The 25,199-nt window shown below is 70.5% G+C and carries 18 protein-coding genes; 12 read left to right on the forward strand and 6 right to left on the reverse strand.

Annotated features, from left to right (window positions below):
• Window positions 1-148 precede the first annotated feature (148 nt).
• Window positions 149-1,174, forward strand: coding sequence for a LacI family DNA-binding transcriptional regulator (locus tag ACZ48Z_RS06285; protein WP_468734625.1), 1,026 nt, complete (start codon window positions 149-151; stop codon window positions 1,172-1,174).
• Here the strand turns inward: ACZ48Z_RS06285 and ACZ48Z_RS06290 are convergent.
• Window positions 1,157-5,113, reverse strand: a complete 3,957-nt coding sequence (locus ACZ48Z_RS06290) for a glycosyl hydrolase (protein WP_468734626.1) — start codon at window positions 5,111-5,113, stop codon at window positions 1,157-1,159. The two genes, ACZ48Z_RS06285 and ACZ48Z_RS06290, sit on opposite strands and share 18 nt — an antisense overlap.
• Before the next feature lie 240 nt (window positions 5,114-5,353).
• Here ACZ48Z_RS06290 and ACZ48Z_RS06295 point away from each other — a divergent pair, with 240 nt between their 5' ends.
• Complete coding sequence (locus ACZ48Z_RS06295; RefSeq protein ID WP_468734627.1) at window positions 5,354-6,652, forward strand: MFS transporter; 1,299 nt, start codon at window positions 5,354-5,356, stop codon at window positions 6,650-6,652.
• A 26-nt stretch (window positions 6,653-6,678) separates the two neighbouring features.
• Window positions 6,679-8,151 carry an arabinose isomerase gene (locus ACZ48Z_RS06300; RefSeq protein WP_468734628.1) on the forward strand — a complete coding sequence of 491 codons (1,473 nt, stop codon included), beginning with the start codon at window positions 6,679-6,681 and terminating at the stop codon, window positions 8,149-8,151.
• Between the two features lie 6 nt (window positions 8,152-8,157).
• Here the strand turns inward: ACZ48Z_RS06300 and ACZ48Z_RS06305 are convergent, their stop codons facing one another.
• The gene (locus ACZ48Z_RS06305; protein WP_468734629.1) at window positions 8,158-9,009 is read right to left on the reverse strand and encodes a FadR/GntR family transcriptional regulator; all 852 of its coding nucleotides are present in this window, start codon (window positions 9,007-9,009) and stop codon (window positions 8,158-8,160) included.
• Between the two features lie 146 nt (window positions 9,010-9,155).
• Here ACZ48Z_RS06305 and ACZ48Z_RS06310 point away from each other — a divergent pair, with 146 nt between their 5' ends.
• The 6 genes from ACZ48Z_RS06310 to ACZ48Z_RS06335 are packed head-to-tail and all read left to right on the forward strand — an operon-like array spanning window position 9,156 to window position 15,815.
• Complete coding sequence (locus tag ACZ48Z_RS06310) at window positions 9,156-10,052, forward strand: proline iminopeptidase-family hydrolase (protein WP_468734630.1); 897 nt, start codon at window positions 9,156-9,158, stop codon at window positions 10,050-10,052.
• A 17-nt stretch (window positions 10,053-10,069) separates the two neighbouring features.
• Window positions 10,070-11,791: an ABC transporter substrate-binding protein gene (locus tag ACZ48Z_RS06315; RefSeq protein ID WP_468734631.1), complete on the forward strand. Its 1,722-nt coding sequence runs from the start codon at window positions 10,070-10,072 to the stop codon at window positions 11,789-11,791.
• Window positions 11,779-12,804 (forward strand): ABC transporter permease, encoded by a 1,026-nt coding sequence (locus ACZ48Z_RS06320; RefSeq protein ID WP_468734632.1) that lies wholly within the window; start codon window positions 11,779-11,781, stop codon window positions 12,802-12,804. Before ACZ48Z_RS06315 ends, ACZ48Z_RS06320 begins: the two co-directional genes overlap by 13 nt.
• Window positions 12,805-12,806: 2 nt before the next feature.
• Window positions 12,807-13,775: an ABC transporter permease gene (locus tag ACZ48Z_RS06325; RefSeq protein ID WP_468734633.1), complete on the forward strand. Its 969-nt coding sequence runs from the start codon at window positions 12,807-12,809 to the stop codon at window positions 13,773-13,775.
• Window positions 13,768-14,799, forward strand: a complete 1,032-nt coding sequence (locus ACZ48Z_RS06330; protein WP_468734634.1) for an ABC transporter ATP-binding protein — start codon at window positions 13,768-13,770, stop codon at window positions 14,797-14,799. Before ACZ48Z_RS06325 ends, ACZ48Z_RS06330 begins: the two co-directional genes overlap by 8 nt.
• The gene (locus ACZ48Z_RS06335) at window positions 14,796-15,815 is read left to right on the forward strand and encodes an ABC transporter ATP-binding protein (RefSeq protein WP_468734635.1); all 1,020 of its coding nucleotides are present in this window, start codon (window positions 14,796-14,798) and stop codon (window positions 15,813-15,815) included. Before ACZ48Z_RS06330 ends, ACZ48Z_RS06335 begins: the two co-directional genes overlap by 4 nt.
• 53 nt (window positions 15,816-15,868) lie before the next feature.
• Here ACZ48Z_RS06335 and ACZ48Z_RS06340 read toward each other — a convergent pair whose 3' ends face one another.
• From ACZ48Z_RS06340 to ACZ48Z_RS06350, 3 genes are all read right to left on the reverse strand, one after another.
• A complete protein-coding gene (locus ACZ48Z_RS06340; protein WP_468734636.1) occupies window positions 15,869-16,339 on the reverse strand; it encodes a carboxymuconolactone decarboxylase family protein in 471 nt (156 codons plus the stop codon).
• Between the two features lie 90 nt (window positions 16,340-16,429).
• The gene (locus ACZ48Z_RS06345; RefSeq protein ID WP_468734637.1) at window positions 16,430-17,104 is read right to left on the reverse strand and encodes a restriction endonuclease; all 675 of its coding nucleotides are present in this window, start codon (window positions 17,102-17,104) and stop codon (window positions 16,430-16,432) included.
• 205 nt (window positions 17,105-17,309) lie between these two features.
• Window positions 17,310-18,368, reverse strand: a complete 1,059-nt coding sequence (locus ACZ48Z_RS06350) for a glycoside hydrolase family 5 protein (RefSeq protein WP_468734638.1) — start codon at window positions 18,366-18,368, stop codon at window positions 17,310-17,312.
• Between the two features lie 202 nt (window positions 18,369-18,570).
• On the opposite strand from ACZ48Z_RS06350, the gene ACZ48Z_RS06355 reads away from it, so the two are divergent.
• The 3 genes from ACZ48Z_RS06355 to ACZ48Z_RS06365 are packed head-to-tail and all read left to right on the forward strand — an operon-like array spanning window position 18,571 to window position 21,509.
• On the forward strand, window positions 18,571-19,617 hold the full coding sequence (locus ACZ48Z_RS06355; protein WP_468734639.1) for a LacI family DNA-binding transcriptional regulator: 1,047 nt from the start codon (window positions 18,571-18,573) through the stop codon (window positions 19,615-19,617).
• Window positions 19,618-19,676: 59 nt separating this feature from the next.
• Window positions 19,677-20,207: an AAA family ATPase gene (locus ACZ48Z_RS06360; RefSeq protein WP_468734640.1), complete on the forward strand. Its 531-nt coding sequence runs from the start codon at window positions 19,677-19,679 to the stop codon at window positions 20,205-20,207.
• A 33-nt stretch (window positions 20,208-20,240) separates the two neighbouring features.
• Window positions 20,241-21,509 (forward strand): MFS transporter, encoded by a 1,269-nt coding sequence (locus ACZ48Z_RS06365; RefSeq protein ID WP_468734641.1) that lies wholly within the window; start codon window positions 20,241-20,243, stop codon window positions 21,507-21,509.
• Window positions 21,510-21,657: 148 nt separating this feature from the next.
• Here the strand turns inward: ACZ48Z_RS06365 and icmF are convergent, their stop codons facing one another.
• Complete coding sequence (icmF, locus tag ACZ48Z_RS06370; RefSeq protein WP_468734642.1) at window positions 21,658-24,888, reverse strand: fused isobutyryl-CoA mutase/GTPase IcmF; 3,231 nt, start codon at window positions 24,886-24,888, stop codon at window positions 21,658-21,660.
• Between the last annotated feature and the right edge of the window lie 311 nt (window positions 24,889-25,199).

Raw genomic sequence — 25,199 nt, forward strand, 5'->3', positions numbered from 1 at the left:
TGCCCGGACGGTGAACGGTGTGCAGGTTCACCGGTTTTTCCATGACGGTCCGTCCGGAGCCGGTGCCTCTCCCTCATTTGAAAAACGTTTCACGTGCCGCGAGGGTAGACTTGCGTCGCCTGGTCGAACGGCTGCACCAACAAGGGGGGTGGACGCCATTTCGGTTCGTCCCGCCCGCATCCAGGAGGTCGCGGCCGCCGCCGGAGTCTCTGTCTCCACGGTGTCGAACGTCCTGAACCGGCCCGAGCGGGTCAACGCGCGTACCGCCGAGCGGGTCCGCGACGCGGTCGCCGCACTCGACTACGTCCCCCATCCGGGAGCGGCCGGTCTGCGCAGCGGACACTCGTCGTCGATCGGTCTGGTGCTGCCGGACGTGGCCAACTCGTTCTACTCACGCATCGCACGCGGCGCCGCCGACGCCGCTTACGAACACGGCTATGCGCTCGTGCTCTGCGACAGCGGGGACGCGCCGGAGCGGGAGCAGGGCTACTTCACCATGCTCGTCGAACAGCGGGCCGTGGGCGCGGTGGTGGTCCCGCTCAGCGCCGACCCCACCCGGCTGACGCGACTGCGCGAGCGGGGCATCCCGCTGGTCCTGGCGGACCGGGCGATGCCCGCCCAGGAAGGCTGTTCGGTCTCCGTGGACGACATCGCGGGCGGCCGCATCGCCGTGCAGCACCTGCTGGACCGCGGGGCGCGCGACATCCTCGTCGTGAACGGCGAGCGCACGATCCGCCAGTGCGCCGACCGCTACCAGGGCGCCCGCCAGGCCGTGCGCACCCGCCGCGAGGCACGCCTGGGACACGTCGTGGCCGAGGAGATGACGGTGGCGTACGGCGCCGAGATCGCCCGCGGTCTCGACGAGCTGCCCGACGGGGTCTTCTGCACCAACGACTTCCTCGCGGCGGGGCTGTGCCGCACCCTGGGCGAGCGCGGCGTGAAGATCCCGGGTGACGTACAGGTGGTCGGCTACGGCGACCTGGACATAGCGAGCTTCGTCGGCACGACGCTGACCACGGTCCGCCAGCCGGTGGAGGAACTCGGCAGGGCGGCCGTGGAGATGCTGCTCGACGAGGTGGAGGCCCGCGCGGAACACGCCCACGAAGCCCGGGTGTTCGCACCGGGGCTGGTGCTGCGGGACTCCACGCGGGCGCCGTCAGACGGGCCTTTCTAGCGTCACCGGCCCCAGCAGCCCGGACGGCAGCTGGGAGGGGAAGGCCCACGCGGTCGGTGTGGCTTCGGCGAGATACGGGGCCAGGGTGTTGTGGACGGTCACGTCGAGACGGACGGTACGCCCGGCGGTGCCGCACAGTGCGAAGCGGTACGGCGCACAGAACGCCTCGCCGACGAGTTCCCCGTCGACGCGCACCGCGACGCTGCCCCGCACCCGCCCCAGGTCCAGCACCGGGTCCGACCCGTCCGGCACCTCCAGCGTCCGCGTATAGGTCACGCCACCGCTCCAGCCGCCCAGCCCGAGCTCCCCCCACTCCCCCGGCGGCAGGGGTGCCGGAACGGTGCGCACCCGCACCGGCCCGCGCCAGGCCGAACCGCCGCGCAGGACGGCCGTGGGGGTGGTGACGACCTCGAACTCCGTTGCCTGGTCGAGAGGTTGACTCAGTGTCAGATGTGTGCCTTCGAGGAGGAGTTCAGGACCGCCGTCGATCCTCACGCGAGCGGGAAGTTCCAACGGCAGGTCCAGCGACACGGTCCCCGCCGGAACGGTGAACCGGAAGCGCTGCTCGGCCTCCCGGACGTCGTCGGTGGACCGCAGGGGCAGTACGGCGGAGCCGAGCACCGGGGCTCCGGCGAGCCAGTCGGCCCCGGGCAGGGGGTGCGGCCGTACCGCGGCAGCGCAGTGCTGCAACTCCCCCCAGCGGCCCTCGTGTTCGACCGTCAGGCCGCTCCACGGGCCCGTCCTGGCCTGCCACCCCGGGCCGCTGACCAGGGCGGTCGTGTCCGCCACGAGGTCGACGTAGATCCCGTCGCGCGCGTCGACGCTGTCGGCCACGACGTCGAGGACGTGATCGCCGGCACCCAGGGGCAGTTCGTGCCGGAAGAACATCGGCACCGCGCCCCAGTCGGACTCGTAGTACTCCACCTTCTCCTGCCGCGCCACGACTGCTCCGTCGAGCAGGACGGTCACGCCCACCGCGGCCCCCACCACGAGGACCGCCGCCGCGCCCCGTCCCGGGATTCCGAGCCGTCCCCGGTAGGTCACGGCGCCGTCCGGCCGTACGTCGTCGGGGACGCGCATGAAGAGCGGGCGCGGCGCGAAACCGTCCGGGCGGGACAGGCAGAAGTAGCTGCCCAGGGGGGTCTTCGCGGCACCCGAGATGGTCTGCGGCCGGTCCTGGGCGTCGGACAGCTCGTACTCCAGCACATTGCGGGCGTGTCCGACGTCCACCCGGGCGGACGCCAGATAGCCGCCGCCGGTCTCCAGTCCCCTGCCGTTCCACCACACGCGCTTGGTCGCCGCCGCACCGATGTGCAGGTCGGCGGGCCCGCGGTGGCCGGTCTCCACGACTGCCCTGACCCGGGCGGCGGTTCCGCTGCCGGGCACCGGCACGCGCACGAACTCCTCCGGCACCAGGCCCTTGTTGCCGAGCAGCCCGTGCGGGTCGGGAATGCCGCGACTCGACGAGTACAGCGAGACCTCCCAGTCCGGTGGCGCCAACTCCCTCTCCCCGGCCAGGACTTGTCCGACGGCGACGGCGTCCAGAGGAGCCGGGGCCTGCGCGGAGGGCACGGGTGGCAGGACGCGGACCCGGTTGCCGTAGGTCACCCGGACCGGCTGCCAGGGTTCCTCGTTCTCGGTCCACCGCATGGTCCAGATCTGCGGTTCGGCGACGGACGCTCCGGCGGGCAGGGCCAGATCACCCCAGGTGTTGTCCATCGTCGGAGTGAGACGGCCCTCCCAGCCGGTCGACAGGTCGGTCGTCTCCGGCCGTTCCGCGGGCGCCGGGGGCGTGCTGCCCGCCGGAGGACCCTCGCGCCATACGACGAGTGCGGCGGGGGCGCCTTCCAGGGGCACCTCGATGGTCGAGACGCCGTCGGTGACGGTGACGCGTCCGGGGCGGCGTCCGCCGGTCGCCGGGTTCCAGATCTCGGCCTCGGCGACCGGGCCCCGCACGGTGACGGAGGAGGTGCGGGCGTAGCGCGCGGGGTCGATCCCGTGGTGGTTCCCCGGCGGGTGCGTACGGGCGTCGGGGAACGCCCCCGTGACCAGCGCGACCGCCATGTCGTCCTTACGCCTGACGAGCAGCGGCACCTCGCCCGTCGCGTATCCGGCGGCGTCGGCGACCGCCGCCGCACCGGTCTCGGCGTCGGCCACCCGTTCAAGGCGCGGATGGTCCAGCAGTGCGGCTACGGCGGAGTCGTCGCCGGCCAGCCCCGCGGCCTGCGCCGGAGGTCGGCCCACAACCACGACCCGGCCGCCGGCGTCGAGGAGTTCGGCCAGCCTGCGGGCTGTCCCGTCCTCCAGAACGCTCGCCGAGGGGAGCAGGACCACGCTGTACGCCTGTTCCCTGACGCGCAGGGCGCCGTCGCCTGCCTTGGCGCCCTGGACCGAGGCGTCGTCGATGACGTCGAAGGAGATCCGGTGGCGGTCGAGGGCGCCCACGTCGGGCCGGAGCCAGTTGTTCGTGCCGCACAGCTCCAGGTAGTGGCGCTGGGTCTCGTCGACGTCGGCGTGGGCGTCGCCGAGGCGGCCGTCCCCGAAGTGCTGGACGGGAGCGTCCACGGGGATGAGGGACTGCATGGTGGCGGAAGGGTGCAGGACCGCCACGTCGGCGCTGTAGGTGCCCCAGGACAGGATCGAGCAGATCCGGGCGACGGCCCGGGAGAAGGCCGGGTACTGCTGCCAGTAGGGCTGGCGCCAGTCGGTGGACGGCGGCGCCCACTCGAACCAGCCGCCCGCGGTGCCGAAGTAACTGGCGTGCGGGTTGTACAGGTTGGCGCCGCTGCGCAGGAACGGCAGCAGCCAGTCGTAGGTCTCCTCCAGGGTGCCGCCCCAGCCGGAGGAGTGGAACGACTCGATCCAGACGCGCTCGTGACCGTAGAGGTGGGCCATGGAGGAGTGCACCTTGGCGTCGCCGTGGTGGTCGCTGCCTGCGGCGCTGTACCAGCGGTGGGTGCGGAAGTAGTCCGTGTAGAGCTGCGTCGACTGGGCCGGGAAGCCGGAGCGGGCGGGGTGGCTCTGGTCGCAGCCCAGGAGCAGGCCGCGTTCCTCGTGCCAGGCGGCGAGGGGCCGGAACAGGGCCTCTTCGGTGAGTTCGGCGCGTACGGCGTAGTAGTCGGCGCGGATCTTGCGTGCCCGGGTGGTGTCGTCGCCGCTCCCGCCGAACAGGGCGGGCAGGTGGTCGAGGAGGTCGTAGCCGCGCCGGGCCCGGAACTCCTCGGGGAAGCGGCCGGTCCAGGAGTTGGTGGCGGGCAGTTCGTCCTGGAAGCTGCCGGCGATGACGTTGCCCAGGTACTCGGGGACGCGGCGGTCGTACTCGCGATGGATGGCGTCGAACAGGAGACCGACGGCATCGGGGGCGAGGTAGTCGAAGGCTGTGGGGACCGCGAGGACCAGGCGCACCTCGGTGCCGTCGGCAGCCTCGATGCGCGGCGGCCCTTCCTGGCCGGCTGGGGCAGGCCGCCCGGTGACCAGCAGCCGGGCGCCCGCGCTGTCGTACGCCCCCAGCAGGGTCTCCGCGCCCTTCAGGGCGACCGTGCCGCCGGAGACGACCGCCCGGCGCGAACGCAGGGCCCGGCCGGCCGACTCGGGGTGCCGCCGAGTGATGCTCCCCTGGACGTTGGCGCCGGAGAAGCCGATCTGGTCGTAGAACCACAGGCGTGTGCCCAGCTCCCCGGCGATCTCGCAGGCGTCCGTGAAGCGGGCCCACCACTCCTCGCCGAACCACACCGGGTCGTCGGTGCGGGCGCCGAAGGTCGGTCCTGCCGGGGCCAGGTTGATCACCACGAGGTTGTGGACGCCGCCGTCCGCGAAGCGGCGCAGTTGCCAGGCCAGGCGCTCACGGGTGACCTTCGCGCCGGACCACCACCACAGCGGGGTGGGGCCGAAGTCCCGGGGCGGGTCGTCGAACAGTTGTCGCAGGGCTGGAGAGATCACGGATGGGTCCTTCCGACGACGGCCCGGACACTCTCACGGATCAAAAACGTTTTACGTCTGCCTCACCGTAGGACACGCCCAAGACGCCCACCAGATCTGCGGGGCCGTCAGGTCGTTTCCACGGATGGCCGCATGACGTCTTGTTGGAACGTTTTTACCCTCCTATAGTCGCCAGACATCGGCCGAGAACAGCGACGTCCCCCTCCGCTCGGACCCACTCTCCCCAGACGGAGCCGCATCATGGCCCGAACCTCGCCTGCCCCGACCCAGCCGGAACCACCCATCGAGAAGCGCCTCTGGAAGGTCGCGACCCTCTCCGGCATGGCGTCCTACCTTGATGCCGCGCTCATCGTGAGCATCGGCGTCAACCTGGCCATCTATCGCGACGCCTACGACATGGGCGTCTGGATGGCCGGTGCGATCAGTGCGATCGTCACCATCTGCATCGCCGTCGGTTCCCTGGTCGGCGGACGGCTCGCCGACGTCTTCGGCCGACGCCGCCTCTACAACCTGGACATCCTCTGTTACGCCCTCGGGGCCGTCATCATCACGCTGGCGCCCGACGACATCACCCTTCTGGTGGGTGTCCTCCTCGCCGGGCTCGCGGCCGGCGCCGACCTGCCGACGTCCCTGGCCGTGGTCTCGGACGCGGCCCCCGACCACGCCCGGGGGCGACTCATCGCGTTCACGCAGGTCATGTGGATGCTGGGCATCATCGTCGTGGTCTTCGCCGGGTTCGCCCTGTCGGACACCGGCATGCTCGGGGCCCGCCTCATCACCGCCCATCTGGCCGTCGCCGCGCTGGTCACCTGGCATCTGCGCTCCAAGCTGGAACTGGCCACCGGGCCCGATCCGGAGCAGGACCAGGTCCCGGCGGACAAGCCGGCCGAGCAGCAGGGTGTCGCGCTCAAGAACGTCTGGACCCGTGCCGCGCTGGTACCCATGCTCGCGACCTTCGCCTTCTACGTGACCTGGGGTCTGGGCGCCAACACCATGGGCCAGTTCACGACGTATCTGCTGGTCACCGTCAGCGGTGCCACGCAGAGCGTGGCCACCGGCATCAACCTCGCCTGTCTTCCGATCGGTCTGGTGCTGACGTTCGCCTTCGTCCGGATCGCCGACGGTCCGCGACGCGACCGGATGTTCTACGTCGCCACGCTCGTGCAGATCGCGGCCTTCGCGATCGGCACGCTCACGCTGGGCGCCATCGTCGGCTTCCTCGTCTTCTACGTCCTCTACCAGCTGTCCTATCCCTTCGCGGGCGAGGCCAACTACAAGGTGTGGTCGCAGCTGACGCTGCCCGCGGAGACCCGGGGCACCACGCAGGGCATCACCTACGCCGTCTCGCGCGGGGTCTTCGCGGGCGTCGCGTTCGTCACGCCTGCCCTGCTCGACCGGAGCCCCAGCCTCCTGCTCTGGGTGATCACCGGCTGCATGGTGCTGTCGGCGTTCGCGGGCCTCTACATCGTCCGCGTCCTCGTTCCCCGCGCGTCCCCGGCCGCCACCGCACCGGCGGATCTGAAGGTCGCACGGACCTGAACCGACCCACCGAAGGAGCGCCGACCATGGCGACGACCGAATCCACCACGACCCGCACCGGTGAACGGGACGCCGACCTGAGCGAGTTGCTCCCGCCCGTGACCCGCCGCCGACCGCGGATCGGGCTGGTCTCCGGTGGACTCGGCACGTACTGGCCGCAGTTCCCGGGCCTGCTGCCCCAGTTGCAGGAGTCGGCCACGTATGTCGCCGAGCGGCTGGGGCAGTTGGACGCCGAGGTGACGGACGCGGGCTTCGTCTCCGACGCACAGGAGGGCGCGGCCGCCGCCGAGCGGCTGCGCCGGGCCGACTGCGATCTGATCGTGCTGTTCCTGACCACCTATCTGACCTCGTCGATGGTCCTGCCGATCGCCCAGCGCACGCACACCCCCGTGCTGGTCGTCGACCTCCAGCCGTCCGAGCGGATGGACCACGCCTCCTTCGACACGGGTGCCTGGCTGGCGTACTGCTCGCAGTGCTCCGTGCCCGAGGTCGGCAACGTGTTCCGCCGGGCCGGGATCCCCTTCCGGTCGGTGTCGGGCTGGCTGCGGCAGGAGTCGGCGTGGCGGCGCATCGAGCGGTGGGTGCGCGCCGCGCATGTCCGGGCCGCGCTCCGGCACGCCCGGCACGGGCTGATGGGGCACGTGTATCCGGGCATGCTCGATGTGCAGACCGATCCGACGCTGCTGTCGGCGACGTTCGGCTCGCATGTCGAGGTGCTGGAGTTCGACGACCTGCGGCACCGGGTGCAGCAGGTGACCGAGGCGGAGACCCGGGAGCGGGTGGAGCTCGCCCGGCAGGTCTTCACCGTCGACGAGAGCGTCGTGGACGAGGACTTCACCTGGGGGGCGACCGTGTCGGTGGCCCTGGACCGGCTGGTGGCGGACTTCGGCCTCGACACCCTCGCCTACTACCACCGGGGACTCGACGGTGAGTTGCACGAGCGGCTCGGCGCCGGGATGATCCTGGGCGCCTCACTGCTCACGGCCCGGGGTGTACCCGCGGCCGGCGAGTTCGAACTGCGCACCAGCATCGCCCAGTTGGCCTCACAGAGCGTCGGCGCCGGAGGCTCCTTCACGGAGATCCAGGCGCTGAACTTCGAGGACGGGGTGGTCGAGATGGGCCACGACGGACCCGCCCATCTCGCGCTCAGCGCCCGGGACCCGCTGCTGCGCGGCCTCGGTGTCTATCACGGCAAGCGCGGCTGGGGGGTCAGCGTCGAGTTCGACGTACGGCAGGGGCCCGTCACCCTGCTCGGTCTCGGGCAGGACGCCGGTGGCACCCTGTCGTTCATCACCTCCGAGGGCACGGTCGTGCCGGGACCGCTGCTGGCGATCGGCAACACCACCAGCAGGGTCGACTTCGGGCGGGACCCCGGCGAGTGGGTCGACGCGTGGAGCGCCACGGGGGTCGGACATCACTGGTCGCTTGCGGTGGGCCACCACGGCGCCGACTTCGGGGCCGCGGCGAGTCTGCTCGGGATCGATCACCGGGAGGTGTAGTCGCGATCAGTGAGACTCGGCTGCCCGTACCCGGGCCAGGACATCCCGGATCATTTCTGCGCTGATCATGAAGTGCTCCTTCGCGATCCCCTCGGCGCGCTCTGGTTCACCCGCCGCTACGGCCTCGTAGAGCGCGGTGTGCCCGTGACCGGCCCTCTCGTGATGGGACCGTTCGCCCCTCCCCCAGGGCTCGACGGGGAAGCCGAGGCTGATCCGGGTCAGCAGATCCCGGCTGAGCTGGGTGATCTGCGGATTGCGGGTCGCCGCGCAGATCGCCCGGTGGAACGCGCTGTCGGCGGCCTGCTCCTCCCGGGGTGTGCTCGCGGCGAGGTGCGCGGCCAGCGCCTCGCGCATCGGCTCCAGGTCCTCGGGGCGCCGGCGCCGGGCGGCCGTCGCGGCCACCATGCCCTCCACCAGCCCCCGCAGGTCGAAGAGCTGCTCGAACTCCTCCCAGCGGGGCAGCAGCGTACGGCGGACCGCGGCCCCGGAGGACTCGGTCCAGCTGTCGCGGACGAAGGCGCCGCCGCTGCGCCCCCGACGGATCTCGACGACACCCAGGGCCTGCAGGCGTGCCACGGCCTCGCGCACGGTGGGGCGGCTGACGTGCAGCAGTCCGGTGAGTTCGCGCTCGGCCGGCAGCCGTTCGCCGGGGAGGAAGTCACCCACGGCGATCGCGGTGAGCAGCCGGTCGGTGACCTCGTCGACCGCGGAGGTCACCCGGACCGGGCGCAGCGAGGACGACGGGCCGCCGCCGAGCAGAACACGGTCGAGGACGCGGGAGAACTCGTCACCGGGTTCGGGTTCGGATGTCAGTTGTCCTCCTGGAAGTCGCCACTTCTGTAAACGCGGGCGGGCCACGTGAACCCGCCGTTACGTCTTTCCCTCGCCACGCTAAAAGGTCTTGTGGGCTGACCTTTTAGCGCCCCACTATCTCACTCATCCGTCACACCCACCTAGTTTCAGACAGCGGCAGGCCGGTTCCGACCGGTCTGGGAGGCTCATCCGTGGCGATCCCCGAACCGAACCACACCGGAACCGTCGACTTCAACGGCTGGTCCACCTGGTACCGGATCACGGGCGAACCGGGCAGGACACCCCTGGTGGTCCTGCACGGCGGCCCCGGCGCCGGTCACCACTACACCCTCAGCATCGCGGGCATCTCCCGGCAGGGCCGACCCGTGATCCACTACGACCAGCTCGGCACCGGGTCCTCCACCCATCTGCCCGACAAGGGTGCCGACTTCTGGACCGTCCAGCTCTTCCTCGACGAACTGGACAACCTGCTCACGGAGTTGGGCATCGCCGACGGCTACCACATCCTCGGCCAGTCCTGGGGCGGCATGCTCGCGGCCGAGCACGCGGTGCGCCGTCCGCCCGGGCTGCGCGGTCTGGTCATCGCCAACTCCCCTGCGTCCATGGGGCTGTGGCTCCAGGCTGCCGCCGAACTGCGCGCCGGTCTCCCCGAGGAGGTCCAGCGCGTCCTGTACGCCCACGAGGCGGCCGGGACCACGGACCACCCCGACTACCGGGCGGCGGAACAGGTCTTCAACGAGCGCCATGTGTGCCGCCTCACGCCCAACCCGCCCGAGGTGCAGGCCACCTGGGACAACATCGAGGCCGATCCGACCGTGTACCACACGATGAACGGCCCCAACGAGTTCCATGTCGTCGGCACCCTCAAGGACTGGTCCGTCATCGACCGGCTGCACCTGATCGAGGTGCCGACCCTCCTGGTGTCCGGCCGCTTCGACGAGGCCACTCCCGAGACCGTCCGCCCCTTCGCCGACCACATCCCCGATGTGCGCTGGCACATGTTCGAGCATTCGAGCCACATGCCGCACGTCGAGGAGGAGGAGCTCTACCTCCGGATCGTCGGCGAGTTCCTCGACTCCACCGACTGATCCGGGAGTTGTCTGCCATGTCGCGCACCACCAGACGGGGCGCCCTTGCCGCCGCCACCGTCGCCCTCACGCTCACCGCCGCCGCCTGTTCGTCCTCCTCGGACTCGGGCTCCGCCTCCGACCCGAGTGCCTCCACCTCCGGGTCCTCCGCATTCCAGGCCCAGCACAAGGGCGGCACCCTGAACCTCGTCGCCCACGCGGCCGCGGGCAGCTTCGACCCGCAGGTCAACTACACGCTCCAGTACTGGCAGTTGTTCCAGTCGATGTACGACGGGCTGCTCTCGTTCAAGAAGGTCGGCGGACAGGAGTCCTTCACCGTCGTCCCCGACCTGGCCACGGCCATGCCGAAGGTGACCAACGGCGGCAAGACCTACACCTTCACCCTCCGCAAGGGCGTCACCTTCTCCAACGGCAAGGCCCTGACCACCGCCGACGTGGTGGCGTCCTTCCAGCGCATCTTCAAGGTCTCCAGCCCTACCGCCGGCACCTTCTACAACGGCATCGTCGGCGCCGACGCCTGTCTGAAGACCCCCGCCTCCTGCACCCTGTCCAAGGGCGTGATCGGTGACGCGGCGACCAACACCGTCACCATCAACCTGACCGCCGCCGACCCTGAATTCGAGTACAAACTGGCCGTCCCGCACTCCGTCGTCGTACCGAAGGACTCACCGACGAAGGACGCCGGGACCAAGCCGCTGCCGTCGACCGGCCCGTACATGGCTGCGTCGTACGACCCGAACCGGGCGCTCAAGCTGGTGCGCAACCCGCACTTCAAGGAGTGGTCGCGGCAGGCGGAGCCGCAGGGCTACCCCGACGTCATCGACTACACCTTCGGGCAGACCGTCGAGTCCGAGGTGACCGCCGTCGAGAACGGCCAGGCGGACTGGATGTTCGACGCGCCGCCCGCGGACCGGCTGGGCGAGATCGGCACCAAGTACGCCTCGCAGGCGCATGTGAACCCGCTGACGGCGTTCTGGTACGCCACACTCAACGTCAACACGGCCCCGTTCGAAAACAAGTTGGCGCGCCAGGCGATCAACTGGGCCGTCGACCGGTCAGCGGTGGTGCGTCTGTACGGCGGCACCAACCTCGCCTCCCCCGCATGCACCATCCTGCCGCCGGGCTTCCCCGGGCACGTCGCCTCCTGCGACTACACCAAGGGCGGCGGTGCGACCTGGAAGGCCGCGGATCTCACCAAGGCGAAGGCGCTGGTGAAGCAGTCCGGTACGGCGGGCCAGGAGGTCGGCATCGTCACGCAGGACGACGACGTCAACAAGTCGATCGGGCAGTACCTGCAGAGTCTGCTCACCCAGCTCGGGTACAAGGCGACGCTCAAGCCGCTGTCGGCGAACATCCAGTTCACCTACATCCAGAACACCAAGAACAAGGTGCAGCTGGCCCTGACGTCCTGGTACCAGGACTATCCGGCGGCCTCCGACTTCCTCAACGTGCTGCTGTCCTGCGCCAGTTACCACCCCGGCAGCGACTCCAGCATCAACATCGCCGGGTTCTGCGACAAGGGCGTCGACGCCAAGATGCAGGCGGCGATGAAGACCTCACAGACGGACAAGGCAAGCGCCGACAAGCAGTGGGGGGCCGTCGACCAGCAGATCATGGGCGAGTCCCCGGTCGTCCCGCTGATCAACCCGAAGATGATCGACTTCACGTCGACGCGGGTCGGCAACTACCGGTTCAGCAAGCAGTTCTACATGCTGGTCGGGCAGCTGTGGGTGAAGTGACCCTCGCCCCGCCGGCCGGGGCCCGGCGCTCGCCGGGCCCCTGGCGGACCGCCGCCGGCGACCTGCTGCGCAACACACCGGCGCTGGCGGCCGCGGCGGTCCTGCTCCTCGTCGTGCTGGCGACCCTGTGCGCTCCGCTCTACGCACACCACATCGCGCACACCGACCCCTTCCAGTCCCATGTCTCCGGCACCACGGTCGTCGGCGGAAAGACGGTGCCGGTGCTCACCCCGAGCAGCACGGGACTCGGCCTCGGAGTCACCCCGATCGGCCCGACCTGGGACCCCGCCCACTACTTCCTCGGCGCCGACAACCAGGGCCGCGACGTCATGGCGCGGCTGTTGTACGGCGGCCGGACGAGCCTGTTCATCGGGTTCACGGCGGCGCTGCTCACCTGCGCCGCCGGAACGGCCGTGGGGGTCGTCGCCGGGTACCTGGGCGGGGTCGTGGACGCCGTCATCTCCAGGATCCTGGACGTGATCTGGGCGTTCCCGGTGTATCTGCTGGCCATCTGTCTGTCGGTGGTGCTGCTCACCAACGGCCTCAGGCTGGGCCCGGTCACCGTCGACGCGGGAAGCCTGTGGCTGCCCGTCACGATCATCGCGGCGATCTATGTCCCGTACATCGCGCGGCCGTTGCGCGGTCAGGTGCTGGTGCTGCGCAACAAGGAGTACATCCAGGCGGCCGTCGGCTCCGGCGCCCCCACCGCGCGCATCCTGCGCCGGGAGGTGCTGCCGAACGTGGTGCCCACGGCGATCGTGTTCGTGCCGTTGATGACCGCGCTGGCCATGCTCACCGAGTCGGCGCTGTCCTTCCTGTCCGTCGGCGTCCAGCCGCCCGACGCCAGCTGGGGCACGATCATCGAGGACGGCCTCGGGCTGCTCTACACCCGGCCTGCCGTGACGATCGCGCCCGGTCTGCTGATCGCGCTGACCACGGCCGCGCTCAACGTCCTCGGCGACGGGGTGCGCGACGCGCTCGACCCGGGCGCCCGACTGCGCGGAGGGGTGTGACCATGCTCGCCTTCGCCCTCAAGCGCTTCGGCTCGGCCCTGCTGGTGATGTTCGCGATCAGTGTGCTGGTGTTCCTGATCTTCTTCGCCACCCCGGGAGTCGACCCGGCGGCCCGGATCGCGGGCCGCAACGCCGATCCGGCGACGCTCGCCCAGGTGCGGCACTCCTTCGGGCTCGACCGGCCCATGCCGGTCCGCTATCTGCTGATGATGCGTCATCTGCTCGTCGACCGGGACCTGGAGTCCTTCGTCAACCGCGGCTCCCGAGTCATCCCGCAGATCCTGCAGGCCACCCCCGTGACCCTGTCGCTGGTCATCGGTGCGGCCGTGATCTGGATGACGGCCGGCATCCTCATGGGTACGGCAGCGGCGGCCCTGCGCGGCAGAGCCGCCGACCCGCTGATCATGCTGGTGGGCGTGGTCGGCGTGTCGCTCCCGGCCTACTGGCTCGGCGAGGTCGTCAACCTCCTCACCCAGAAGCAGCTGCACGACTCGCTGTTCTCCTGGGTGCCCCCGCCCGGCTACGTCGGCCTCGGCCGGGATCCGGGACAGTGGGCGCTGCACATGCTCTTCCCGTGGCTGACCCTGGCCCTGCTGTACGCCGGGATCTACGCCCGGCTGCTGCGCGGCGAGGTCGTCTCGGCGCTGAACGAGGACTACGTCCGCACAGCCCGCGCCAAGGGCCTGTCCGAACGGCGGATCCTGCTCCGGCACGCCCTGCGCTGCTCACTGATCCCGATCGTGTCGCTGTTCGGCCTGGACTTCGGCGCCCTCGTGGGCGGTGCCGCGCTGCTGACCGAGGTGGTCTTCGGCCTGCCAGGCATCGGCAAGCTCACCTTCGACGCCCTCCAGAACCTGGACCTGCCGGTGATCATGGGGACCGTCCTGTACGCGGCGTTCTTCGTGGTCCTCGCCAACGCCCTGGTGGACATCCTGTACGCCCGACTCGATCCGAGGGCCCGTCATGCCTGAACCCCTGCTGGACGTGCGTGACTTGAGCGTGCGTTTCCGCACCCGTCAGGGCTCCGTCACAGCCGTCGACGGTCTCTCCTTCTCCGTGGACCCCGGTGAAGTCCTGGGTGTGGTGGGCGAGTCGGGCTCCGGCAAGAGCGTGTCGATGCTGGCCGTGCTGCGGCTGCTGGCCAACCCGAACGTGAGCGTGTCGGGTGAAGTCCGCTTCCGTGGACGCGACTTGCTGACCCTGCCCGACAAGGAGATGCGTGCGGTGCGCGGCAGGGAGATCGCGATGGTCTTCCAGGACCCGATGACCGCGCTGACCCCCGTGTACACCGTGGGCTGGCAGATCGCCGAGGCGATCCGGGCGCACGAACAGGTCTCCCGCAAGGAGGCTCGGGCCCGTGCGGTCACGCTTCTCTCCGACGTCGGCATCCCCGACGCGGCCTCGCGGGCGAACGCCTATCCGCACGAGTTCTCCGGCGGGATGCGCCAGCGCGCGGTCATCGCGATGGCGCTCTCCTGCGGCCCCGCGCTGCTCATCGCCGACGAGCCGACGACGGCACTGGACGTCACGGTCCAGGCGCAGATCCTCGATCTGATGCGGGAACTCAACGGACAGGGCTCCGCGATGGTGATCATCACGCACGACATGGGCGTGGTCTCCCAGATCGCCGACCGGGTCCTCGTCATGTACGGCGGCCGGGCGGCCGAGGAGGGTCCGCGGCGGGCGGTGTTCCACGGTCCGCGGCACCCGTACACCTGGGGGCTGCTGGACTCGGTGCCCCGGGTGGGCGGTGCCCGGCTGCGGCGGCTGCCGACCATCGCGGGCGTGCCCGTCTCGCCCGGCTCCGTCCCGCGGGGGTGCGCGTTCGCACCGCGCTGCCGACTGCGGCACGACCGGTGCGAGGAGCGTCCCGCGCTGGCGGGTGAGGTACACCGTGACGCCTGCTGGCTGCCGCCGGACGACCGGGCGGGACTGCGGATGACGGCACGGACGGCGGGCGAGGCACGGGACCGGGACACGGAGGTGGCGTCGTGACGGCACGGGAGCGCGTGACAGTCGACGGGGCGGCACGTTCGGGGGAGGTCCTGCTGCGGGCCACGGACGTCACCAAGCACTACCCCGCGCGCGGACGACGCCAGGTGCTGCGGGCCGTCGACGGGGTGTCCCTCGATGTGCGCGGCGGTGAGACGGTCGGCATCGTCGGCGAGTCGGGCTGCGGCAAGTCCACGCTGGGCCGCTGTCTGGTCCGGCTCACCGAACTCACCGGCGGGCGCGTCGAGTTCGACGGGCAGGACATCTCGGCGCTGTCCACGCGCCGGCTGCGTCCCGTACGACCGGGCATGCAGCTGGTCTTCCAGGATCCGCAGGCCTCGCTCAACCCCCGCCGCCGTGCCGGGGACATCGTGGCCGAGCCGCTGCTCGTGCACCGGTACGGCGACCGGGCCGCAGTCCGCCGCAGAGTCGGGGAGCTCTTCGACGTCGTAGGACTGGCGGCGGCCCATCTGGACCGGTATCCGCACGAGTTCTCCGGCGGTCAGCGCCAACGCATCGGTATCGCGCGCGCGTTGGCGACGAACCCGAAGCTGATCGTGGCCGACGAGCCGGTCTCGGCGCTCGACGTGTCGATCCAGGCCCAGGTGCTGAACCTGTTCGCCGACCTCCAGGAGGAGTTCGGCCTCACCTACGTCTTCATCGCACACGACCTCGGTGTGGTCCGTCATGTGTCGGACCGGATCGCGGTCATGTATCTCGGCGGGATCGTCGAGCTGGCCGGGACGGAGGCGCTGTACTCGGACCCGGCCCACCCGTACACCCAGGCCCTGCTGTCGGCGGTCCCGGACATCGACGACGGCACGCCCCTCGGGGACGGACCGCGCCGGGAGCGCATCGTTTTGACCGGTGAGGTGCCCAGTCCGGCGGACAAGCCGACGGGGTGTCCGTTCCGCACGCGCTGCCCGTACGCCCGGGAGTTGTGTGCCGTGGAACGTCCGCGGCTCACGGCGACCGCTTCGGGCCGCCAGGTCGCCTGCCACTACCCGCTGGCCGGCTGAGGGGCCCTGGTCGGCCCGGGGTCTGCAGCCCCCGGGCCGACCGGTCGTCGGGCTCAGCCGAACTGGCCGACCACGTAGTCGCCGGCCGGCTGCTGGGTCATGACGTTCAGCCGGTTGAAGGCGTTGATGACGGCGATCAGGGAGACCAGGGCGAGGAGCTGTTCCTCGTCGTAGTGCTTGGCGGCGTTCTCCCAGACATCGTCCGACACGCCCGTCCCGTCGGCGAGACGGGTGCCCTGCTCCGTCAGTTCGAGCGCGGCCCGCTCGGCCTCGGTGAAGACCTTGGCCTCACGCCATGCCGCGACCATGTGGAGTCGCTGCGCGGTCTCGCCCGCGGCGGCGGCCTCCTTGGTGTGCATGTCGAGGCAGAACCCGCAGCCGTTGATCTGGCTCGCGCGGATCTTCACCAGTTCCTGGGTCGTCATCGCCAGTCCCGAGTCCGTGACCACCTTGCCCGCCGCGGCGAAGTGCTTCAGCAGCTTGCCGGAGAGCGGGCCGGCGAGGACGTTCAGTCGGGCTTCCATGGTGTGCTCCTTCTGCCGATGTCGTTGGCTACACACCTATGACTGAACGGCCCGACGGATTGTGACAGGCCTGGATGTGACCTGGGTCTCCTAGCCTCCGTACGCCTGCTTCCAGCGGGCCCGGTGCCGGGCGTCGCCCTGGCCCCGGCCGTTGACCTCGCTCAGTGACATGAGGGAGGCCCCGTTGTTCCACAGGCCGAGATGGTCGCGGTGCACGAGGAGGATGCCGTGGGCGGGCGCGAACTTCTCGGAGGGGCCGGTGAAGCGCGAGGTCGTCACGAACACGGCCAGGTCGGCGCGGAAGTGCACCTGGGAGCCCAGCAGATCGCGGAGCTCGCGGGTCGGGATCGCCCTGCTCGGCGCGTACCGCTTGCACTGGACGACCATCGTGCGGCCGTCCGGGAGCCGCCCGAGGACATCGGCGCCGTTGTCCCCCGCACCGCCGACCCGGCGGACCTCGGTGCAGCCGTCCCGTCGGCACAGCCCCGCGACCAGTTCCTCGAACTCCGTGCCCGTCATGGCGTCCACCTCGGCGAGGGTCCGACGGCCGGCCTTCACCGCCTCTTCCTGACGCCAGTGACGGTCCCGGCCGCGCAGCAGCCGGTCCGTGCGCCACAGCCGCCGGCCCGCCTCCACGGCGACGCCGACCAGCAGGAAACCCAACAGATACGGCCACACGCTCGCCCAGAACATCACCAGGAGCAGCAGCGCCACCGCGCCGGCTCCCGCGCCCCACTTCCACCGCAGCGCACGCCGCCTGCGCACGGCCGTACCCCGTCGACGCCCGGCCACAGCGCCCTCCCCCCTGAGATCTCCCCGTCCTTGTTCCAAGCAGTCTGGGGAGCGGGGCACGGCGCGAGAAGGGCGCGAGTCGGCCATGTCCGGAACGCGGGGTGCGGTGGGGGCGTTCCTGGACGCCGGACGGCCGCGGCGCCGAAAGGCACCGCGGCCGTCGGAGGAACGGGACGGGTCAGCCCTTGACGGGCTTGCCGCGTCCCCAGGCCCAGGCCAGCCGGTCGGCGCCGGACTGGTTGGTGGTCTGCAGCCACGGGTGGTTGGCGGGGCCGACGAGCTTCTGCACCGAGTAGATGTCGTCGGTGCGCAGGCCGGGCCAGTACACCGAGCCCATCTTCAGCTCGCGGAAGGTGTCGGTGACGGCCTGGATGAAGTTGACGAAGTTGTCGTCCGGGGTCTTCACGTTGTAGTTCAGGCCGGTCGTCATCGGCGCCCCGAACTCGTCCGCCACGGTGCGGCCCGCGCAGTCACCGATGCGCACCTTCAGGTCGGCGACCCACTCGTCGTAGGTGGCGTACGACTTCCAGAAGCCGTAGTGGTGCAGCGACAGGTAGGTGCCCTTCAGACGCGGGTCGGCGCAGACCGTCGTGACGTGGTCGTTGTAGCCGGCGCCGCTGACGAAGACGCGGTTGCGGGGCACCGACCTGTAGGTGTTCAGCCACTTCGCGGCGATGTCGGCCCACTGGGCGTCGGTGTAGCCGTGCGGCTCGTTCATCGGCTCGAAGTAGACCCGCGAGTTGCCCTTGTAGGCCTTGACCACGGTGTTCCACATGGGCCAGTACGTGGCCTCGTCGTCGATGAAGCCGTCCTTGCGGTCACCGGTGCCCTCCCAGTAGGACACGATGACCTTGAAACCCTGCGCCGTCGCCGCGTCGATCACGCCTCGGTACGACTTCCAGTACGAGCCGTTGACCGTGTACGGGTTGATGGGCAGCCGGACGGTGTTGGCGCCGAGGTTCGCGCGGAACGCCGCGATGATGCGGGTCGACTTGGCGTAGGTCTGGGCGTAGGTGTCGGAGGTCGACAGGCCCGACAGCTGGAGCTCGTCGTCGGTGAAGTTGTCGCGCGGGTCCGCCCAGTTCACGCCCTTGAACTGGGTCGTGTCGTGGGCGGGCGCGGCGGCGGAGGCAGGACTGCCGGTGAGGGCGGCGCCGCTGAGCGCGGCGATGGCCACCGCGACGAGCGAGGCACGGAGCCTGGGGGTACGACGGGCACTGGTGGGGGTCTTGCGCATCGACCAATCCCTTTCGGAATGACAGCATGTTTACGTAAACATGACGGCGCCGGAATCGTGGCATCCACCTCGGCGACCGTCAAGGTCTTCGACACGTACCATCCGGTGCGACACGCGACAGGGCGCGTTCGTTCGAAGTTCGGCCCAAATCCGGTACACGTCCGACCGAAGTCCGGTCGACGTTCGGTTGAAGGAGGCAGCAGTGGTGGAGCGGGGAGGTTCCGGTGTCCCCGGCGGGCGGCGCAAGCAGCGTGTGTCCATGGCCGACGTCGCCGAGCTCGCGGGCGTCTCCTCACAGACGGTCTCGCGGGTCTCCAACGGTCACCCCGGGGTGATCAGTTCGACGCGCGAGAAGGTCCTGGTCGCGATGCGGGAGCTGGGCTACCGGCCCAACAGCGCCGCGCGGGCCCTCAGGTACGGGCAGTTCAACACCATCGGGGTGATCCTGTTCAGCCTGTCCTCGACGGGCAACAGCCGCACGGTGGAGGCGATCGCCACGCACGCGGCGGCCGAGGGGTACGCGATCACCCTGATCCCCATCGACGTCCCGACACAGGACAACGTCCTGGGGGCCTTCACGCGGATGGGCGAGCTGGCGGTCGACGCGGTCATCGTCATCATGGAGATCCACCTGCTCGACACCGGCACGGTGCAGCTGCCGCCCGGAGTGCATGTCGTCGTGGTGGACTCCGACGCCGGCGACCGCTACAGCGTGGTCGACACCGACCAGGCGGACGGCGCCCGCAGGGCCGTACAACATCTGCTCGACCTGGGCCACCGGACCGTGTGGCATGTGACGGGCCCGCAGGCGTCCTTCGCCGGGCAGCGGCGGGCGCAGGCCTGGCGGGCGGTGCTGGAGGAGGCGGGGCGCCCGGTTCCGCCCGCGCTGTACGGGGACTGGTCGGCCGAGTCCGGTTACGCGGCCGGGCTCGTGCTCGCCGAACCGCCGGACTGCACGGCCGTGTTCGCCGCGAACGACCAGATGGCGCTCGGGCTGCTGCGCGCGTTCCACGAGCGGGGCCTGTCCGTGCCGCACGACGTCAGTGTGGTCGGTTTCGACGACATTCCCGACGCCGGGTTCTTCGTGCCGCCGCTCACCACCGTCCACCAGGACTTCGCGGAGGTGGGCGACCGCTGTGTCCAGAAGGCCCTCCAGCAGATCCGCGGGCAGGCCGGCACGGAACCCGGCACCGACCTCGTACCGACCCGTCTGGTGGTGAGGGGAAGCACGGCCCCGCCGCCGGGCTGAGGCGGGTTCCGGCATGATCGGAAGGGTCGGAGTGGGGCACGGGGAACTGGAGGCAGGCTGTGATCGTCTGGGTCAACGGCGCGTTCGGCAGTGGGAAGACCACGCTCGTGGAGGAGCTGCGGACGCGGTGGCCCGAGGCCCTGGTCTTCGACCCGGAGATGGTCGGATACGTGCTGCGGGAGATCGTGGACGTGCCGACCGGCGACTTCCAGGACCTTCCGCTGTGGCGGCGGCAGGTCGCGAACCTGGCCGTGGGGCTGGCCGAGGAGTACCGGCGCCCCCTGCTCGTCCCCATGACGCTGGTGAACCCCGGCTATCTGGAGGAGGTCTTCGGCGCTCTGGGGAACGCGGGCATCGTCGTCCACCACTTCTTCCTCAAGGTCCCGCCGGAGGAACTGGTGCGCCGCATCGAGGGACGGGTCTCCTTCCCCGACGACCCGGACAAGGAGGAGCGGGTGCGGGCGTGGTGCACGGCCCGGATCGAGACGTGCACCGACGCGGTCGACACCCTGCCCGGTGACACGGTGTTCCTCGACGGTGGTTCGCCCGTGCGGGAGTTGGCCGACCAGGTGCTCTCCCACATCCGTTGACCTTGCCCCAAGGGGAGCCCGCAGCATCGGTCCATGGTGCGAGGCAGGCGGGTACTGGTCGACGTCCGGCCGCTGCGGGCGGACGCGTTCCGAAGGCTGTGGGCGGCCGGGATCGTGACGGCCCTGGGGGCTCAACTCACGGCGGTCGCCGTGCCGTTGCAGATCTACGACCTCTCCGGATCATCGGCCTACCTGGGGCTGGCCGCACTGGTGGGTTTCGCCCCGATGGCAACGGCGGCGCTCTGGGGAGGGGCGCTCGCCGACGTACGGGACCGGCGGCGGGTGCTGCTGGTGACCACCGTCGGCATCGGAGTGACCTCGCTGCTGCTGTGGGCGCAGGCGTGGGCACACCTGCGGTCGGTCGGTGTGCTGCTCGTGGTGGTGGCTGTCCAGCAGGCCATGTTCGGCGCCAACGCCGCGGTGAGCAGGGCCGTGACACCGCGTCTGGTACGGCCCGAGGTGCTTCCCGCAGCCAACGCGCTCCAGTCGACGGTCGTCCTGTCCGCCGGGATCGCCGGGCCGCTACTGGCCGGCGCCCTGCTGCCGGTCGTGGGGAGCCCGACGCTGTACCTGGCGGATGCCCTCGCCGTCTGCGCGACGGTGTGGGCCGTGTGGCGGCTGCCGCCCCTCCCGCCCGCGAGTGCCCCGTCGGGACAGAGCACATCCCTGCGCCGCATCATCGACGGACTACGACTCGTGCGGCGGCGCCAGGTGTTGTCGGTGGTCTACCTCGCCGACTTCGCCGCACTGTCCCTCGGCCTGCCCACGGCGCTGTTCCCGCAACTGGCGGCGGAGACCTTCCACCCGTCGGACATCGGGGTGCTGTACGCCGCGGTCTCGGCGGGCGGCGTGCTCGCGGGCCTGTTCTCCGGGGCTTTCACCCGCTTCGCCCGTCACGGCGTCGCGGTGGCGGTCTCGGTGGCCGTGTGGGGCCTGGCCGTCGCGGGGTTCGGGCTGGCCCGCTCGCTGGTCGCCGCCGTGGCATGGCTGTCGCTGGCGGGCGCGGCGCTCCTCGCGCTGGGGGTGTTCCGCAAGACCGTTCTGCAGAGCGCCGTCCCGGACGGGATGCGCGGCCGGCTCCAGGGCATCGACACGGTGGTGGCCGTCGGCGGACCGCGGCTGGGCGACCTCCTGCACGGGACCGCGGGCGCCGCCTTCGGTGTCACGTGGACCGTCACCGGCGGCGGCCTCCTGACCGTTGCGGCAGCGCTCACACTGCTCCTGCTCTTCCCGGCGTTCCGACGCCACCGGGCTCCGGCCGCCCCCACCCCGGTGTCAGCGGCAACTCGCGGAGTCCGGTGAGGAAGGCGGTGTGGACGGGCCGGCTCGGTCCGGCCTGTTCTTCCTGCGTCATGTGGCCGACGCGGCGGGGTGCGGGTCGGTGGTGGAGGCCCGCGTCGACCGATGACCGGGGCCGCGCCGATGCGCAGGCGCGTCCCCGGGCGTCTCCTCAGACGTTACGGCGGTACTGGCCGCCGACCTCGAAGAAGGCCTCGGTGATCTGCTGGAGGGAGCAGACCCGGGTGGCGTCCATGAGGACCGCGAAGACGTTGTCGCCCCGTACGGCCGCGTCCTTGAGGGCGTCCAGGGCGATCCGCGCCTCGTCGTGATGGCGGTCGTGGAAGTCCTGTACGCGCTCCAGCTGGGACTGCTTCTCCTCCTCGGTGGCGCGGGCGAGTTCGACGACGCCGGGCTCGGCGGTGTCGGCGTGCGGGTTGCGGAAGGTGTTGACGCCGATCAGGGGCAGCGAACCGTCGTGCTTGCGCTGCTCGTACAGCATCGACTCGTCCTGGATGCGGCCGCGCTGGTAGCCGGTCTCCATCGCGCCGAGGACACCGCCGCGTTCGCTGATCCGCTCGAACTCCTGAAGCACCGCTTCCTCGACCAGGTCGGTGAGCTCGTCGATGATGAACGACCCCTGGAGCGGGTTCTCGTTCATCGCAAGTCCCCACTCCCGGTTGATGATCAGCTGGATGGCCAGGGCCCGGCGTACGGACTCCTCGGTGGGGGTGGTCACGGCCTCGTCGTAGGCGTTGGTGTGCAGGCTGTTGCAGTTGTCGTAGATGGCGATGAGTGCCTGCAGGGTGGTGCGGATGTCGTTGAAGTCCATCTCCTGGGCGTGCAGGGAGCGTCCCGAGGTCTGGACGTGGTACTTCAGCTTCTGGCTGCGCTCGCCCGCCCCGTACTTCTCCTTCATCGCCACCGCCCAGATGCGGCGGGCGACCCGGCCGAGGACCGAGTACTCGGGGTCCATGCCGTTGGAGAAGAAGAACGACAGGTTGGGCGCGAAGTCGTCGATGCGCATGCCGCGAGCCAGGTAGGCCTCGACGTACGTGAAGCCGTTGGCCAGGGTGAAGGCGAGCTGGCTGATGGGGTTCGCGCCGGCTTCGGCGATGTGGTAGCCGGAGATCGACACCGAGTAGAAGTTGCGGACCTTCTGCTCGATGAACCACTCCTGGATGTCGGCCATCATCCGCAGGCTGAACTCGGTGGAGAACAGGCAGGTGTTCTGGCCCTGGTCCTCCTTGAGGATGTCGGCCTGCACGGTGCCGCGCACGTTGGCCAGCGCCTGCGCGCGCAGTTCGGCCGCCTCCTCGGGCAGCGGGTCGCGGCCCTCCTCGCCGCGGAACCGCTCGATCTGCTGGTCGATCGCGGTGTTGAGGAAGAACGCCAGGACGGCCGGTGCCGGTCCGTTGATCGTCATGGAGACGGAGGTCGTGGGCGCCACGAGGTCGAAGCCGTCGTAGAGCGCCTTCATGTCCTCCAGGGTGGCCACCGAGACGCCCGAGGTGCCGACCTTGCCGTAGATGTCGGGGCGTTCGTCGGGGTCGCGGCCGTAGAGGGTGACGGAGTCGAACGCGGTGGACAGGCGGGTCGCCGGCTGACCCTCGGAGAGCAGCTTGAAGCGCCGGTTGGTGCGGAACGGGTCGCCCTCTCCGGCGAACATGCGCGCCGGGTCCTCGCCGTCGCGCTTGAACGGGAACACCCCCGCGGTGAAGGGGAAGTGGCCGGGCAGGTTCTCCCCGCGCCAGAACCGGACCAGTTCGCCGTGGTCGGTGAAGCGGGGCAGGGCGACGCGGGGGATCTTGTTGCCCGACAGGGACTCGCGGGTCAGCTTGGTGCGGATCTCCCGGTCCCGGACCTTCACGACCTGCTCCTCACCGGAGTAGGAGGCGATCACGGCGGGCCAGTTCTCGATCTGCCGCGTGATGTCGTGGGGCAGCTTGTCGTGTGCGTCCGCCAGCAGGGACCGCACGTTGTCCGCGTCGGAGCCGGCGTCGACGAGTTCGGCCGTGACCGCCTCCAGCCGCTGGACCCGGCGTGCCGCTTCGGCCAGTAGCAGGGTCTCTGCGTGGTAGCCGCGCACGGTGTCGGTGATCTCGGCGAGGTAGCGGACCCGCTCGGGCGGAACCACCTGGCGAATACCGGAGGAGTGACGTACGTCGACCCGCGCCAGGGTGCCCTCGGGCAGCGGCAGCCCCTTGTCGGCGAGCACGGCCGTGAGGTGCTGCTGGAGTGCGGTGACGCCGTCGTCGTTGAAGGTGGCCGCGGAGGTGCCGTACACCGGCATGTCCTCGGGCCGCTTGCCGAACGCCTCGCGGTTGCGCACCAGTTGGCGGCCCACGTCCCGAAGGGCGTCCTTGGCGCCGCGCCGCTCGAACTTGTTGATGGCCACGACGTCGGCGAAGTCGAGCATGTCGATCTTCTCCAGCTGCGAGGCGGCGCCGAACTCCGGCGTCATCACATACAGGGAGGCGTCGACGAACGGCACGATCGCCGCGTCGCCCTGGCCGATGCCCGGCGTCTCCACGATCACCAGATCGAATCCGGCGGCCTTCACGACGTCGATGACGTCGGAGAGGTGCTCGGGCAGCTCACGGCTGCCGCGGGTGGCCAGACTGCGGAAGAACACCCGGTCGCCGTCCAGGGAGTTCATCCGGATCCGGTCGCCGAGCAGCGCTCCGCCACCGCGGCGACGGGTGGGGTCGACCGCGATCACCGCGATGCGCAGGGCGTCCCGCTGGTCGACGCGGAACCTGCGCACCAGCTCGTCGGTCAGGGACGACTTGCCCGAGCCGCCGGTGCCGGTGATGCCGAGCACCGGCACCTGCCGTGCCGCCGCCGCGGCTCGCAGCTCCGCCAGGAACTCCGGGGGCAGCTTGCCGAGTTCGGCCCCGGTGATGGCACGTGCGATCGCGAACCGGTCGCCGGTCAGGACAGCGGAGACGTCGGCCGGTTTGCCGTCCCAGAGGTCGAAGTCGCAGTCCCGTACGACCGTGTTGACCATTCCCGCGAGGCCCAGCCGCTGGCCGTCCTCGGGCGAGAAGATCGTCACCCCGCTCTCCCGGAGCCGGGAGATCTCCTCGGGCACGATGACACCGCCGCCACCGCCCACCACCCGGATGTGCTCCGCGCCCTGCTTGCGCAGCGAGGCGACCAGGTACTCGAAGTACTCGACATGTCCGCCCTGGTACGAGGAGACCGCCACACCGTGCGCGTCCTCTTCGAGAGCAGCGTCCACGACCTCCCGCACGGACCGGTTGTGGCCGAGGTGGATGACCTCGGCGCCCTGCGACTGGAAGATCCGCCGCATGATGTTGATCGACGCGTCGTGCCCGTCGAACAGCGCCGAGGCGGTGACCAGGCGGACAGGGTGCACGGGGCGATGCAGATCGCTCATGGCGGGGCCTTCCCAAGACACGTCGAAAAGCGTGGGCTGATAAAATAGTAGGACGTCCTAGTAACTTCTGGGAGGGCGACCCCCCGCTCTGCCCTTCTCGATCATGCTCAGTCGCCCGTCCGGCGGACCTCCGAGCGGACGAACCGGGGCCGCAGAGCCGTCGTGGAGCGGCCTCGCAGCACCGAGAGCCGGACGCCGGAACCGTGGGAGAGGTCGCCGAGGCGGCCGGCGATGCAGCAGCGGACCGGGTCCGGCCCGGCACGGTCGCGACGGTATGCGACGGCGATGTCGGTGAGGGCGGCGACGGCCGC

The sequence above is a fragment of the Streptomyces sp. NPDC031225 genome (assembly GCF_055570355.1).